At 52.3% G+C, this 13956-nt stretch carries 16 protein-coding genes and 3 pseudogenes; 14 read left to right on the top strand and 5 right to left on the bottom strand.

The annotated features are described in order from the left end of the window. Window positions 1-206: 206 nt before the first annotated feature. Window positions 207-737 carry a cytochrome b gene (locus Q3O12_RS00610; protein WP_118792993.1) on the top strand — a complete coding sequence of 177 codons (531 nt, stop codon included), beginning with the start codon at window positions 207-209 and terminating at the stop codon, window positions 735-737. Window positions 738-771: 34 nt separating this feature from the next. On the opposite strand, the gene rsmI is transcribed toward Q3O12_RS00610, so the two are convergent. Continuing rightward, window positions 772-1647: a 16S rRNA (cytidine(1402)-2'-O)-methyltransferase gene (gene rsmI / locus Q3O12_RS00605; RefSeq protein ID WP_118792992.1), complete on the bottom strand. Its 876-nt coding sequence runs from the start codon at window positions 1645-1647 to the stop codon at window positions 772-774. Between the two features lie 46 nt (window positions 1648-1693). Between rsmI and Q3O12_RS00600 the strand changes: the two genes are divergently transcribed. The 7 genes and pseudogenes from Q3O12_RS00600 (at window position 1694) to Q3O12_RS00570 (ending at window position 5811) form a co-directional block, all read left to right on the top strand. Next, window positions 1694-2041 carry a YraN family protein gene (locus Q3O12_RS00600; RefSeq protein WP_118792991.1) on the top strand — a complete coding sequence of 116 codons (348 nt, stop codon included), beginning with the start codon at window positions 1694-1696 and terminating at the stop codon, window positions 2039-2041. 4 nt (window positions 2042-2045) lie between these two features. Then, window positions 2046-2639: a phosphoheptose isomerase gene (locus Q3O12_RS00595; protein WP_301668853.1), complete on the top strand. Its 594-nt coding sequence runs from the start codon at window positions 2046-2048 to the stop codon at window positions 2637-2639. A 63-nt stretch (window positions 2640-2702) separates the two neighbouring features. After that, window positions 2703-3311: a BON domain-containing protein gene (locus Q3O12_RS00590; RefSeq protein ID WP_301668852.1), complete on the top strand. Its 609-nt coding sequence runs from the start codon at window positions 2703-2705 to the stop codon at window positions 3309-3311. 5 nt (window positions 3312-3316) lie between these two features. Then, window positions 3317-3936 (top strand): annotated as a pseudogene (locus tag Q3O12_RS00585) (hypothetical protein). 39 nt (window positions 3937-3975) lie between these two features. Continuing rightward, entirely contained in the window at window positions 3976-4755 is a 780-nt protein-coding gene (gene map / locus Q3O12_RS00580) for a type I methionyl aminopeptidase (protein ID WP_118792988.1), read from the top strand. A gap of 144 nt (window positions 4756-4899) precedes the next feature. Further along, window positions 4900-5199 carry a helix-turn-helix domain-containing protein gene (locus Q3O12_RS00575; RefSeq protein WP_247838838.1) on the top strand — a complete coding sequence of 100 codons (300 nt, stop codon included), beginning with the start codon at window positions 4900-4902 and terminating at the stop codon, window positions 5197-5199. Between the two features lie 237 nt (window positions 5200-5436). Then, the gene (locus Q3O12_RS00570; protein ID WP_002225721.1) at window positions 5437-5811 is read left to right on the top strand and encodes an ACP-like domain-containing protein; all 375 of its coding nucleotides are present in this window, start codon (window positions 5437-5439) and stop codon (window positions 5809-5811) included. A 188-nt stretch (window positions 5812-5999) separates the two neighbouring features. Here Q3O12_RS00570 and Q3O12_RS00565 read toward each other — a convergent pair whose 3' ends face one another. The 3 genes from Q3O12_RS00565 to Q3O12_RS00555 all read right to left on the bottom strand — a co-directional run bounded on the left by Q3O12_RS00565 (window position 6000) and on the right by Q3O12_RS00555 (window position 9083). Next, window positions 6000-7466, bottom strand: coding sequence for a malate:quinone oxidoreductase (locus Q3O12_RS00565; RefSeq protein ID WP_118792987.1), 1467 nt, complete (start codon window positions 7464-7466; stop codon window positions 6000-6002). A gap of 384 nt (window positions 7467-7850) precedes the next feature. Beyond that, window positions 7851-8441, bottom strand: coding sequence for a GNAT family N-acetyltransferase (locus Q3O12_RS00560; RefSeq protein ID WP_301668849.1), 591 nt, complete (start codon window positions 8439-8441; stop codon window positions 7851-7853). 60 nt (window positions 8442-8501) lie between these two features. Then, window positions 8502-9083 carry a 5-formyltetrahydrofolate cyclo-ligase gene (locus Q3O12_RS00555; protein ID WP_301668848.1) on the bottom strand — a complete coding sequence of 194 codons (582 nt, stop codon included), beginning with the start codon at window positions 9081-9083 and terminating at the stop codon, window positions 8502-8504. 77 nt (window positions 9084-9160) lie between these two features. Between Q3O12_RS00555 and Q3O12_RS00550 the strand changes: the two genes are divergently transcribed. From Q3O12_RS00550 to tsf, 3 genes are all read left to right on the top strand, one after another. Beyond that, window positions 9161-9394: a hypothetical protein gene (locus Q3O12_RS00550; RefSeq protein WP_101066498.1), complete on the top strand. Its 234-nt coding sequence runs from the start codon at window positions 9161-9163 to the stop codon at window positions 9392-9394. A 175-nt stretch (window positions 9395-9569) separates the two neighbouring features. Then, a complete protein-coding gene (rpsB, locus tag Q3O12_RS00545) occupies window positions 9570-10298 on the top strand; it encodes a 30S ribosomal protein S2 (RefSeq protein ID WP_002230071.1) in 729 nt (242 codons plus the stop codon). A 128-nt stretch (window positions 10299-10426) separates the two neighbouring features. After that, the gene (gene tsf / locus Q3O12_RS00540) at window positions 10427-11281 is read left to right on the top strand and encodes a translation elongation factor Ts (RefSeq protein WP_003753294.1); all 855 of its coding nucleotides are present in this window, start codon (window positions 10427-10429) and stop codon (window positions 11279-11281) included. Window positions 11282-11407: 126 nt separating this feature from the next. Here the strand turns inward: tsf and Q3O12_RS00535 are convergent. Beyond that, window positions 11408-11515, bottom strand: a pseudogene (locus Q3O12_RS00535) (IS5/IS1182 family transposase); the annotation flags it as partial. Window positions 11516-11610: 95 nt separating this feature from the next. On the opposite strand from Q3O12_RS00535, the gene pyrH reads away from it, so the two are divergent. The 3 genes and pseudogenes from pyrH to mafA all read left to right on the top strand — a co-directional run bounded on the left by pyrH (window position 11611) and on the right by mafA (window position 13941). Next, window positions 11611-12330 carry a UMP kinase gene (gene pyrH / locus Q3O12_RS00530; RefSeq protein WP_002233257.1) on the top strand — a complete coding sequence of 240 codons (720 nt, stop codon included), beginning with the start codon at window positions 11611-11613 and terminating at the stop codon, window positions 12328-12330. Window positions 12331-12562: 232 nt separating this feature from the next. After that, window positions 12563-12721 (top strand): annotated as a pseudogene (locus Q3O12_RS00525) (IS5/IS1182 family transposase); the annotation flags it as partial. Between the two features lie 257 nt (window positions 12722-12978). Beyond that, window positions 12979-13941 (top strand): adhesin MafA, encoded by a 963-nt coding sequence (gene mafA, locus Q3O12_RS00515; protein ID WP_301668847.1) that lies wholly within the window; start codon window positions 12979-12981, stop codon window positions 13939-13941. Window positions 13942-13956 lie beyond the last annotated feature (15 nt).

Below are 13956 nucleotides of genomic sequence, written 5' to 3'. Positions count from 1 at the left end.
AATTTCGGACGCTATTATAAGGGATAAGCGGTATTTCAACACGCCGTACCAAAACTATTTGTTCCGCCCATCTTAATGAATTTTTAAGCAAATCTTCAGCCTGCAAACAAAATATATCCAACTTCTTTGGTACAATCGCGCCTTTTTGACATTCCGACCCGACGGAATGTCCGTTCAAACCGTTACATTATGATAAGGATTTTTTTATGAATACAAACCAACCTGCCGTTTACGACCCGTTGACACGAGCGCTGCACTGGCTGACCGTTGCCGGTTTCATCGGCATTCTGACCACCATTGTCCTGTGGACGATTTACGAAGAGGCGGAATGGGCGGGCAGCCTGTTCGGCCTGCACAAATCTTTCGGCTTCCTCACGCTGACGGTGATTGCATTGCGCATCGTGTGGGCGGTTGCCAACCGCGCCAAGCGTCCGCAAAGCGACAGCAAGGCTGCGGCGGCAGGACACGGCATTCTGTACCTGCTCATGCTTGCCGTTCCCGTTATCGGCATGATCCGCCAATACGGCAGCGGCCGCGGCCCGTTGAAAGTGTTCGGCGTTGAAGTGATACAGGGTTCGTCGGAAAAAATCGAGTGGATGGCAAACTTGGGCAACACGTTCCACGGCAATTTGGGCTGGCTGCTGTTTGCCGCCGTCGTCGGACACGTCGCCATGGTCGTCGTCCACCGTATTCAGGGCAGAGATGTTCTGTACCGTATGACGGGACGCGTACGCTGATTGCCTCCCTCTTACGATGCCGGCTTGTCCGGCATCATTTGTTTTTCCATGACAGAGCCAGATCGTACAAAGCTTTTTTTCCCTCGCCCGTGATTTTGGCAGCAAGCTCCGCCGCCTGCTTAGTCGGTAGTTCGGCAGCAAGGATGTTCATCACATTTTGCGCGGATTCGGACAAGCCTTCGTGTTTTTCATCCTGCGCCGGATAAAGCACCAACACCATTTCGCCGCGCGATTGGTTGCCGTCTGCCGCCAATGCCGTCTGAAGCTCCCCGGGCGTGCCGCTCAAAAACGTTTCAAACGTTTTCGTGATTTCGCGCGCCAGCATTAATCGGCGTTCGGGGAACAATTCCGCCATATCGGCAAGCGTCGCCCCGATGCGGTGCGGCGTTTCAAACATGACGATAGGAAATGCCGCCCGCACCCATTTGGCAAACAGTTTCCTACGTTCGCCCGATTTCGGCGGTACAAAACCGTTGAAATAAAAATCGGATTCCGCCACACCAGCCACACTCAAAGCCGCCATCACCGCGCTTGCGCCGACAACAGGGACAACTTTAAACCCGGCCTCGCGCACGCGGCGGGCGAGTTTCGCGCCCGGGTCGCACACGGCCGGCGTACCCGCATCGGAAACCTGCGCCACAACCATGCCGTCTGAAAGATAGCCGATAATCTTGTCTGCCATCTGCCGTTCGTTGTGTTCGCGCACGCTGACGAGTTTGCCCTGAATGCCGTACGCGCTCAAAAGCTGCGCGGTAACGCGCGTATCTTCGGCACAGATGATATCCGCCTTTTGCAATACCGCCAAAGCGCGCAGGGTAATGTCCGCCAAATTGCCGATGGGCGTGGCAACCACGTATAATGTCCCTCCGACGACGCTGTCGGAGGCTTTCTGCAAGTGTTTCTGAAACATAAAAAATGCCGTCTGAAAAACAGACATTATAAAGGTTAAACCGATTATGCGCTTAAACCATAAACAGGGTGCGGCAGGGGAAGATGCCGCGCTTGCCTTTCTCCAATCCCAAGGCTGCACGCTGCTTGCCCGCAACTGGCACTGCGCCTACGGAGAAATCGACCTGATTGTCAAAAACGGCGGCATGGTTCTGTTTGTTGAAGTAAAATACCGCAAAAATCGGCAATTCGGCGGTGCCGCATACAGCATTTCCCCATCCAAATTATTGAAACTGCAACGAAGTGTAGAGTATTATCTGCAACAGAACAGGTTGACAAACGTACCGTGCCGCCTCGATGCGGTACTCATCGAAGGAAACCGCCCGCCCGAGTGGATAAAGAATATTACAGGTTGACGATATGACGACATTACCAGAACGCGTTGCCGCCCATTTTGCCGAAAGCATCCGTGCCAAGCAAGAAGCCGAAAAAGTACTGGTCGAGCCGACCGTACAGGCTGCCGAGCTGATGCTGCAATGTCTGATGAATGACGGCAAAATCCTGGCCTGCGGCAACGGCGGTTCGGCTGCCGACGCGCAGCACTTCGCCGCCGAAATGACCGGCCGTTTTGAAAAAGAACGTATGGAACTCGCCGCCGTCGCCCTGACCACAGACACCTCCGCGCTGACCGCCATCGGCAACGACTACGGCTTCGACCACGTCTTCAGCAAACAGGTACGCGCCCTCGGACGCGCCGGCGACGTATTGGTCGGCATCTCCACTTCCGGCAATTCCGCCAACGTCATCGAAGCCGTCAAAGCCGCACACGAACGCGATATGCACGTCATCGCCCTGACCGGCCGCGACGGCGGCAAAATCGCCGCGATGCTCAAAGACACCGACGTACTGCTCAACGTCCCCTATCCGCGCACCGCCCGCATTCAGGAAAACCACATCCTGCTGATACACGCCATATGCGACTGTATCGACTCCGTACTGCTGGAAGGAATGTAACCCTTTTCAGACGGCATGGCGCAAAGCAATGCCGTCTGAAACGCCCAAGAAAGGAAGCCCCCGATGAAACCCAAACCGCACACCGTCCGCATCCTGACCGCCGCCATTTTCAGCCTTGCCCTTAGCGGCTGCGTCAGCGCAGTAATCGGCGGGGCGGCGGTCGGCGCGAAATCCGCCGTCGACCGCCGAACCACCGGCGCGCAAACCGACGACAACGTTATGGCGTTGCGTATCGAAACCACCGCCCGTTCCTACCTGCGCCAAAACAACCAAACCAAAGGCTACACGCCCCAAATCTCCGTCGTCGGCTACAACCGCCACCTGCTGCTGCTCGGACAAGTCGCCACCGAAGGCGAAAAACAGTTCGTCGGTCAGATTGCGCGTGCCGAACAGGCAGCCGAAGGCGTGTACAACTACATTACCGTCGCCTCCCTGCCGCGCACCGTCGGCGACATCGCCGGCGACACTTGGAACACGTCCAAAGTCCGTGCCACGCTGCTGGGCATCAGCCCCGCCACACAGGCGCGCGTCAAAATCGTTACCTACGGCAACGTAACCTACATCATGGGCATCCTTACCCCCGAAGAACAGGCTCTGGTTACCCAAAAAGTCAGCACCACCGTCGGTGTACAAAAAGTCATCACCCTCTACCAAAACTACGTCCAACGCTGATACCCATGCCGTCTGAACCGCCTTCAGACGGCATTGTCCGACACCACGCACAAGCAAAATGACAAAAAAACCGAACAAACCCTTCAGGCTGACCCCCAAACTCCTGATACGCGCCGTATTGCTCATCTGTATTACCGCCATCGGCGCATTGGCAGTAGGTATCGTCAGCACATTCAACCCGAACGGCGACAAAACCCTCCAAACCGAACCGCAACACACCGACAGCCCCCACGAAACCGAATTCTGGCTGCCAAACGGCGCAGTCGGACAAGGCGCAGCCCGTCCCGAACCGGCTCCGTCCGAACCCGAAAGTGCGGACGGCGAAAACGAAAGCGGCGGCAAACCGCCCCTTCCCGCCCCTGCCAAAAAAAACCGTGCCAAACCGCGCCCTTCGGATGCGTCCCGGGCAGCCGATCCGTTAACCGGCACCGGAACACAAGCCGAAAACACACTCAAAGAAACCCCCGTACTGCCCACAAACGTCCCTCGTCCCGAACCCCGAAAAGAAACACCCGAAAAACAGGCGCAGCCCAAAGAAACACCCAAAGAAAACCATACCAAACCGGACACCCCGAAAAACACGCCGGCCAAACCCCATAAAGAGATTCTCGACAACCTCTTCTGACCCGGCACGGCAGGCACACCCGCAATCCAAGGAAGCATTATGAACGGCATCATCATCAAAACCCCCGAAGAAATCGAAAAAATGCGCGAACTCGGCCGCCTCGTTGCCGAAGCCCTCGACTACATCGGACAATTCGTCAAACCCGGCGTAACCACTAACGAAATCGACAAACTCGTTTACGACTACCACGTCAACGTCCAAGGCGGCTACCCCGCCCCCCTGCACTACGGCAACCCGCCCTACCCCAAATCCTGCTGCACCTCCGTCAACCACGTCATCTGCCACGGCATTCCCGACGACAAGCCGCTCAAAGAAGGCGACATCATCAACATCGACCTGACCATCAAAAAAGACGGTTTCCACGGCGACTCCAGCCGTATGTTTACCGTCGGCAAAGTCTCCCCCATCGCCCAACGGCTGATCGACGTAACCCACGCCTCTATGATGGCGGGCATCGAAGCCGTCAAACCCGGCGCGACGCTGGGCGACGTAGGCTACGCCTGCCAACAGGTTGCCGAAAACGCCGGCTATTCCGTCGTACAGGAATTTTGCGGCCACGGCATCGGGCGCGGTTTCCACGAAGCCCCGCAAGTCCTGCACTACGGAAAAAAAGGACAGGGCCCCGTTCTAAAACCGGGTATGATTTTCACCGTCGAACCGATGATCAACCAAGGCAAACGCCACCTGCGTATCCTCAACGACGGCTGGACGGTCGTAACCAAAGACCGCTCCCTCTCCGCCCAATGGGAACACGAAGTTTTGGTTACCGAAACCGGCTACGAAATCCTCACCGTCAGCCCCACCTCCGGCAAACCCTAACCCCCCTATAAAAACAAACAATGTCGTCTGAAAGAAACGGCAGATATAATATGCAATATAAAAACAGGCTTGACTCGACACATTACAAAAATAAAGCAAATTAAAATTTACGTGGCAACCAAACAAACTTTAAAAGGAATTCCCATGAAAGTATTTGAAGAGATTGAAGACATTAAAGAAATCCGCAAAAAAACCGGTCTTAACCAGATAGACTTCTGGGGCAAGGTCGGCGTTACCCAATCCGGAGGCTCGCGCTACGAAACCGGCCGCAAGATGCCCAAACCCGTACGCGAACTGCTCCGCCTCGTCCATATCGAATGCCTCGATTTAGCAAAAGTCAACAAAAAAGATATGGAAATCGCCGCCCTGTTGAAAAAACACCATCCCGACCTGTATGCCGAATTGTCCAAACAGACCAAGTCTGAAAGAAAAAAACAAGGTTAAACCGCAACCTCCGGATGTCCGGAGGTTTTTTATTTCCGAAGAACGCAAACAATGCCGTCTGAAACACCGGACAGGCTGCCGTACCCCGCCTGCCGCCCCTGCATCAAACCGCCGAACCGCCCGAACCTGCCTTTTTACAAACTTTATCCAATTTCCTGTTTATTTCAAGATACGCCGACATTAAAATGTCAAATAGCCCGAAACGGGCAAACTCCACATCTATCCAAAGGAATAAAAATGAAACTTCTGACCACCGCAATCCTGTCTTCCGCAATCGCGCTCAGCAGTATGGCTGCCGCCGCCGGCACGGACAACCCCACCGTTGCCAAAAAAACCGTCAGCTACGTCTGCCAGCAAGGTAAAAAAGTCAAAGTAACCTACGGCTTCAACAAACAGGGTCTGACCACATACGCCTCCGCCGTCATCAACGGCAAACGCGTGCAAATGCCTGTCAATTTGGACAAATCCGACAATGTGGAAACATTCTACGGCAAAGAAGGCGGTTATGTTTTGGGTACCGGCGTGATGGATGGCAAATCCTACCGCAAACAGCCCATTATGATTACCGCACCTGACAACCAAATCGTCTTCAAAGACTGTTCCCCACGTTAATCAGGCAACAAAAAACAGCGTTTTCAGAAATGAAAACGCTGTTTTTTTGACCCTTTCCCCATTACTCGCAAAGGGGAAAACGATTACCTGCCCCGTGTATCAAAACCTGCCCCGCCGGATGAAGGGCATAACCGGCAGGGGCGACACCAACACCATATGGGGATACGGCTTTTCTTGAAAGATTCGGCTTAAATATCCAACACTTTCGCGGTATAGGCGATAATTTCATCCGCCCTTTCAGGATTTTCATTCAACTTGATGCCGTAACCCGGTACCAGCTCTTTCAGACGGCCTTCCCAAGACGGGGCGCGCTCGGGGAAGCATTGGTGCATAAGGCGGATCATCAGCGGCACGGCGGTCGATGCGCCCGGTGAGGCACCCAACAGTGCGGCAAGCGAGCCGTCGGCGTGGGCGACAATCTCCGTACCAAACTGGAGCACACCGCCTTTTTCGGAGTCTTTTTTAATGATTTGGACGCGTTGCCCTGCGGTGATGAGTTCCCAGTCGTCGGGGTTTGCCTCGGGGTAGTATTCCAGTAGGGAGGCGAAGCGTTCTTCTTTGGTTTTACGCAATTCGCCCAGCAGGTATTTGGTCAGCGGCATATTCGCCCAGCCGGCGCGCAGCATAGGATAGAGGTTGTCCATATGGATGGACAGCGGCAAATCCATAAGCGAGCCTTGCTTGAGGAAGTTGGAACGGAAGCCTGCGTAAGGGCCGAACATAAGGTGGCGTTTGCCGTCCACGTTGCGTGTGTCGAGGTGCGGGACGGACATCGGCGGCGCACCGACGGAAGCCTGCCCGTACACTTTGGCGTTGTGTTGTTCGGCGGTTTCGGGGTTGCTGTTGCGGAAGAACAGGCCGGACACGGGGAAGCCGCCGTAGCCTTTGCCTTCGGGGATGCCGGATTTTTGCAGCAGGGTCAGCGCGCCGCCGCCCGCGCCGAGGAAGAGGAAGCGGGTGCGGAGGGTGAGCTGCCCGTCGGGGTTGCGGGTATCGGCGGTTTTGAGCACCCACGCGCCGTCGGATTCGCGTTTGATGTCTTCGACGTGGCGGTTGAACTCTGTTTTTACGCCCTTGCCCTGCAAATATTTCACCATCTGGCGCGTCAGCCGTCCGAAATCGACATCCGTGCCTTCGGCGGAGTAGTTGGCGGCGACGGGTTGGTTTTCGTCCCGTCCGCGCATAATCAGCGGAGCCCAATCGGAAATTTTGTTCCGATCGGTGGAAAATTCCATATTTTCAAAAAGTTTCTGCGTTTTAAACACATCATAGCGTTTTTGCAGGTAACGGCAGTGGTCTTCATTCATCACCAAAGACATATGCGGCACGGCATTGATGAAGGAATTGTCTTCCAACTTGCCTTCCGCGACCAGCGTCGCCCAAAACTGGCGGCTGACATGAAACTGTTCGGCAATATTGAGGGCGCGCGCCGGATCGATAATCCCATTTGCACCCAGCGGCGCATAGTTCAATTCGCACAGCGCGGAATGCCCCGTGCCTGCGTTGTTCCACGCGTTTGACGATTCCAACGCCACGTCTTCCAAGCGTTCAATCAGGGTGATTTCCCAAGACGGTTCGAGTTCTTTGAGCAAAACGCCCAAAGTCGCGCTCATAATGCCGCCGCCCACCAAGACAACGTCTGTCGCTTCAGCCATGGTTTACTCCTAAAAAAACAGGCATCTTCTGCCCTTATGGTTATTTGCCGTACTACAAACGCCTGAATCGCAAAAGCAGGGGAAACCGGCAATGGTGTGTGTCCGAGTACGCCGTTTCGGGGTTGGAATGCGTTGCAGGTATGGCTTCCGACACCGCTTCAGGGGCTTGTAATATGTTATCGTGAATGTAGTGGATTTTACTGGGAAATGCAAAGATTTTCTGTCGCCCGCCAAGCCGGAGAACTGCGAAATGAAAAATAAAAATAGTTATTTATCCATATATATCAAATTTTTAATAGATAAAAAATCAAAATTGTTTATATATTAATTTTTAAAAGATTGTCAGCATATTGCGTTAAGTTTTTTAAATTTGAAAATACTGCCTCACACCTGCACGCCATACCCTGCCAACCTGCCGGTCAGGATTTCCCTGTTTTTGCACCAATCTTCCCTCAGCATGCTGTATACAACCGTATCGCGCACACTGCCGTCTTTGCGGAGCATGTGCATACGCAGCACGCCGTCTTTTTCCGCACCCAACCGTTCGATGGCACGTTGCGAGGCAAGGTTCAGAATATCCGTGCGCCATCCCACGCAACAGCAAGCCAAAACATCGAATGCATAATCCAACAACATGATTTTGCAACAGGTGTTTATCCGTGTCCGCCGTGCCGATGCCGCATACCATGTGAATCCGATATCCAAACGCGGAATCTGCGGTTCAAAATGATAATACGCCGTTGTCCCGACCACCCTGCCTGCCTCTTCATCGACAACAGCAAACGCCAAACGCGTTGCCAATGCTGTCCCGATATAGTCTGCCACCCTATCCGGATGAGGCGCGGACGTTACCCCCGACTTCCAAACCTCCCCATCGCAAACCGCCTCGCGCAAACCCGTTTCATGATGCACATCCAACGGTTCGAGACGAACGCCGCCCAACGACAAGACCGGCAGTATTATCCTTTCCGACATCCTTTTCTCCCAATATTCCGCCTTCAGACGGCATTTCCGTTCAAAATGCCGTCTGAACGGCTAAAAACACAATATCCCCGCCTCCGACACAAAACCGTCCAGCGGCAGGTCGTGCGCCTCGCGCGGCAGCGTGCCGACCAGTTGGCAGGCAAAGCCTACGCCCACGGTTTTTGCCTGCAAACGGTATTTCATCGCCGCAAGCGTCGCATCATAATAGCCGCCTGCCTGCCCCAAGCGGTAGCCTTCGCGGTCTATGCCGACAAGCGGGACGAGCAATACCGACAAACCGTGCACGCGGATTTTGCGCCCTGCAAACTGCGGCACGTTCAACTTCGCCCTGCCCCGTATGCGCTCCCGTTCCATTCCGCTTTCAGGATACGGCGTAAACCACATCCGCCGCGAACGCGGTTCGATATAAGGCAGATAAAGTTTTACACCGCGTTTTTGCGCGACACGGACAAAGCCGTCCAAACGCAATTCCTTGCCCATCGGCCAATACACGCCGATTTTCCGCCCTTTTTTAATATAACGTTTGAGCAGGCGGTTGATTTTTACCGTTGCCGCCGCCCGCACGTCCCGCCCCATTTGCGAACGCCGCCCGCGCAATTCGCGGCGCAGGGCGCGTTTTTCCTCATTCCTCATTTCAGACGGCCTTTCAGGATTACGGTAGAATGTTGCGATTATAACGATTTTGTTAACATTCAAACAGGACGCACACAATGTGGCACATCGTCGCCATCGGCTATCTTTTTGTTGCCGTTATGTATTCCGCCGCGCAGCCGAGTATTGCGCGCGCCTTGATTTATTTGGTTTTTTGGGCAGTGTTGCCCACCGTATTCACGGTCTTCGTTGTAACCGTCCGCCGCCGCAACCGCCTGATGAGACAGCAGGAACAGGCAGAATTCGAACAGCAGCGCGCACAACGGCAAAAAGACAGTGGCACAAAACCCTGAATCCCTTTTCAGACGGCATCTTATCCGCTATAATTCGTTAGTTTTCCATTTCGGAAACACGCTTTTATTTTTTAAACTTATGCCCACTTTCGCCGAAGGGTGCTTGACAATAGGCTCCGCCTATCAAGTTCTATGCGATTGAATGTGTGCTCTTTAACCCTTTCAAGGAAATAACATGTCTCAAATTACTATGCGTCAGATGATTGAAGCCGGTGTCCACTTCGGTCACCAAACCCGTTTCTGGAACCCGAAAATGGCTCAATACATTTTCGGTGCGCGCAACAAAATCCATATCGTAAACTTGGAAAAAACCCTGCCGATGTTCCAAGAGGCGCAAGAAGCCGTACGCCGTCTGGTTGCCAACAAAGGTACAGTATTGTTCGTAGGTACCAAACGCCAAGCCCGCGACATCATCCGCGAAGAAGCTACCCGTGCCGGTATGCCTTTCGTTGATTACCGTTGGTTGGGTGGTATGCTGACTAACTACAAAACCGTTAAGCAATCCATCAAACGCCTGGAAGAAAAAACTGCTGCCTTGGAAAACGCTGCCGAAGGCGGTTTCAACAAAAAAGAAATTCTGGAAATGCAACGCGACGTTGAAAAACTGGAACGTTCTTTGGGCGGTATCAAAAACATGAAAGGCCTGCCTGACGCGATTTTCGTTATCGATACCGGCTACCAAAAAGGTACTCTGGTTGAGGCTGAAAAACTGGGCATCCCTGTTATCGCCGTAGTCGATACCAACAACAGCCCTGACGGCGTGAAATACGTTATCCCTGGTAACGATGACTCCGCCAAAGCCATCCGCCTGTACTGCCGCGGCATCGCTGACGCAGTTTTGGAAGGCAAAAACCAAGCACTGCAAGAAACTGTAGCCGCTGCCCAAGAAGCTGCTGCCGAGTAATTCGGTATACAGAAGAGGGGCGTTATGCCCCTTTTCTCAAATATGCCGTCTGAACGTCCGTTCGCGGCACACGATTCCCGAATGCGGAAAATCCTTTCCGTATTTCCCAAAAATCTAGGAGATTCAAAATGGCAGAAATTACTGCAAAAATGGTCGCCGATCTGCGCGCCGCTACCGGCTTGGGCATGATGGAATGCAAAAAAGCCTTGGTTGAAGCTGAAGGCAACTTCGACAAAGCCGAAGAAATCCTGCGTATTAAATCTGGTGCGAAAGCCGGTAAACTGGCTGGCCGTACTGCTGCCGAAGGCGTATTGGCTTACGCGATCAACGGCAATGTCGGCGCATTGGTCGAAGTAAACTGCGAAACCGACTTCGTTGCTAAAGACGCGGGCTTCGTAGAATTTGCCAACTTCGTTGCTAAAACCGCTGCCGAGAAAAAACCGGCTTCTGTTGAAGAACTGAGCGCACTGGTTGAAGCAGAACGTAAAGCCATCATCGCTAAATTGGGCGAGAACATGTCTGTTCGCCGCTTCCAAGTGATCGACACTGCCAACCAACTGGTTGCCTACATCCACGGTGCTTTGGCTACCGAAGGCGTATTGGTTGAGTACAAAGGCTCTGAAGACGTAGCACGCAAAATCGGTATGCACATCGTTGCCGCTAAACCACAATGCGTAAGCGAAGCCGAAGTAGATGCTGAAACTGTTGAAAAAGAACGCCACATCTACACCGAGCAAGCTATCGCTTCCGGCAAACCTGCCGACATCGCCGCTAAAATGGTTGAAGGCCGTATCCGCAAATTCTTGGCCGAAATCACTCTGAACGGCCAAGCATTCGTGATGAACCCTGACCAAACTGTTGCCCAATTCGCTAAAGAAAACGGCACTGAAGTGATCAGCTTCGTACGCTACAAAGTAGGCGACGGTATCGAGAAAGCCGTTGTTGACTACGCAGCCGAAGTTGCTGCCGCTGCTAAAGTGTAATGTAAGGCACTTATGAAAAAGAAAGCACCTGGATTCCAAACGAATCAGGGTGCTTTTTTTTGAGAAAACCGTTTACGGTACCTATTTTAAGACGACCGAATATTCAGGCCGTCTGAAAACAAAACAATATAGTGGATTAAATTTAAACCAGTACAGCGTTGCCTCGCCTTGCCGTACTATTTGTACTGTCTGCGGCTTCGTCGCCTTGTCCTGATTTAAATTTAATCCACTATAACAGAACGACACACCATATCATTGTAATTCCGACCGTTTGAAAATTCAGACGGCCCAAACTCCGACCGACGACATTCAAGAAAGCAAGGTATCCCATGACACAGCAAATCAAATACAAACGCGTATTACTGAAACTCTCCGGCGAATCCCTGATGGGTTCCGATCCGTTCGGCATCAATCACGACACCATCGTTCAAACTGTCGGCGAAATTGCCGAAGTCGTTAAAATGGGCGTGCAAGTCGGCATCGTTGTCGGCGGCGGTAACATTTTCCGCGGCGTATCTGCACAAGCAGGCAGCATGGACCGCGCCACTGCCGACTACATGGGCATGATGGCAACCGTGATGAACGCGTTGGCACTCAAAGACGCATTTGAAACCTTGGGCATCAAAGCGCGCGTACAATCCGCACTGTCTATGCAGCAAATCGCTGAAACTTACGCCCGCCCTAAAGCCATCCAATACCTTGAAGAAGGCAAAGTTGTGATTTTCGCCGCCGGTACCGGTAACCCGTTCTTTACGACCGACACTGCCGCCGCATTGCGCGGCGCAGAAATGAACTGCGACGTGATGCTCAAAGCCACCAACGTCGACGGCGTGTACACCGCAGACCCAAAAAAAGACCCGTCCGCAACACGCTACGAAACCATTACTTTTGACGAAGCCTTGAACAAAAATCTCAAAGTCATGGACGCCACCGCTTTCGCCCTTTGCCGCGAACGCAAACTCAATATTGTCGTCTTCGGCATCGCCAAAGAAGGCTCGCTCAAACGTGTAGTAACCGGTGAAAACGAAGGCACGCTGGTTCACTGCTGATTGCCCATAAGGCCGGCAGATATAGTCGCATATGGGCTTCAGACGGCCATTTATTATATGGAGATTAACAAGCCTAGAGCCATCCTGCCTTATACATCAATTTTTCATATGCCGACTATATTGCCTTCCATTTGAAAATGCCGTCTGAACAATGTTCAGACGGCATTTTTCCTTTCAGTGGGCAAACCGCCTTGCAGCAGGCGGACAAAATCGGCATAAGGGCAACGCCGTACTCATTACCCGCACCGATTTCAACCTGTTTTGCCGTTTTGACGAACCAAGCATCCCCGATTACAGCACCTTATGCCGTTACCGCAACCGGTTGGCGCAAGGCGACACCCTGTCCGAACTGCCGGGACTGATTAACCGGCAACTGACCGAAAAAAGCCTATAGTGGATTAAATTTAAACCAGTACAGCGTTGCCTCGCCTTGCCGTACTATTTGTACTGTCTGCGGCTTCGTCGCCTTGTCCTGATTTAAATTTAATCCACTATAAAATACACCGCCGCCATTGCAACCGCAAATCCCGCTATGTGCGGGCAGCCTATTGAAAACCAAACCACAAAACCAGTAAAGAAATATTTTATTTAATTTATGATTTATTTACAATCTTGATACAATTTGTCTTTCATCAAAGGAGAAAATCTATGCAAGCACGGCTGCTGATACCTATTCTTTTTTCAGTTTTTATTTTATCCGCCTGCGGGACACTGACAGGTATTCCATCGCATGGCGGAGGTAAACGCTTCGCGGTTGAACAAGAACTTGTGGCCGCTTCTGCCAGAGCTGCTGTTAAAGACATGGATTTACAGGCATTACACGGACGAAAAGTTGCATTGTACATTGCCACTATGGGCGACCAAGGTTCAGGCAGTTTGACAGGGGGTCGCTACTCCATTGATGCACTGCTTCGCGGCGAATACATAAACAGCCCTGCCGTCCGTACCGATTACACCTATCCACGTTACGAAACCACCGCTGAAACAACATCAGGCGGTTTGACAGGTTTAACCACTTCTTTATCTACACTTAATGCCCCTGCACTCTCGCGCACCCAATCAGACGGTAGCGGAAGTAGGAGCAGTCTGGGCTTAAATATTGGCGGGATGGGGGATTATCGAAATGAAACCTTGACGACTAACCCGCGCGATACTGCCTTTCTTTCCCACTTGGTACAGACCGTATTTTTCCTGCGCGGCATAGACGTTGTTTCTCCTGCCAATGCCGATACAGATGTGTTTATTAACATCGACGTATTCGGAACGATACGCAACAGAACCGAAATGCACCTATACAATGCCGAAACACTGAAAGCCCAAACAAAACTGGAATATTTCGCAGTAGACAGAACCAATAAAAAATTGCTCATCAAACCAAAAACCAATGCGTTTGAAGCTGCCTATAAAGAAAATTACGCATTGTGGATGGGACCGTATAAAGTAAGCAAAGGAATTAAACCGACAGAAGGATTAATGGTCGATTTCTCCGATATCCAACCATACGGCAATCATACGGGTAACTCTGCCCCATCCGTAGAGACTGATAACAGTCATGAGGGGTATGGATACAGCGATGAAGTAGTGCGACAACATAGACAAGGGCAACCTTAATTCACACTACCATAA

The organism is Neisseria benedictiae (genome assembly GCF_958267435.1).
GTDB lineage: Bacteria > Pseudomonadota > Gammaproteobacteria > Burkholderiales > Neisseriaceae > Neisseria > Neisseria bergeri.
This window is presented reverse-complemented; position numbering and strand designations above follow the sequence as displayed.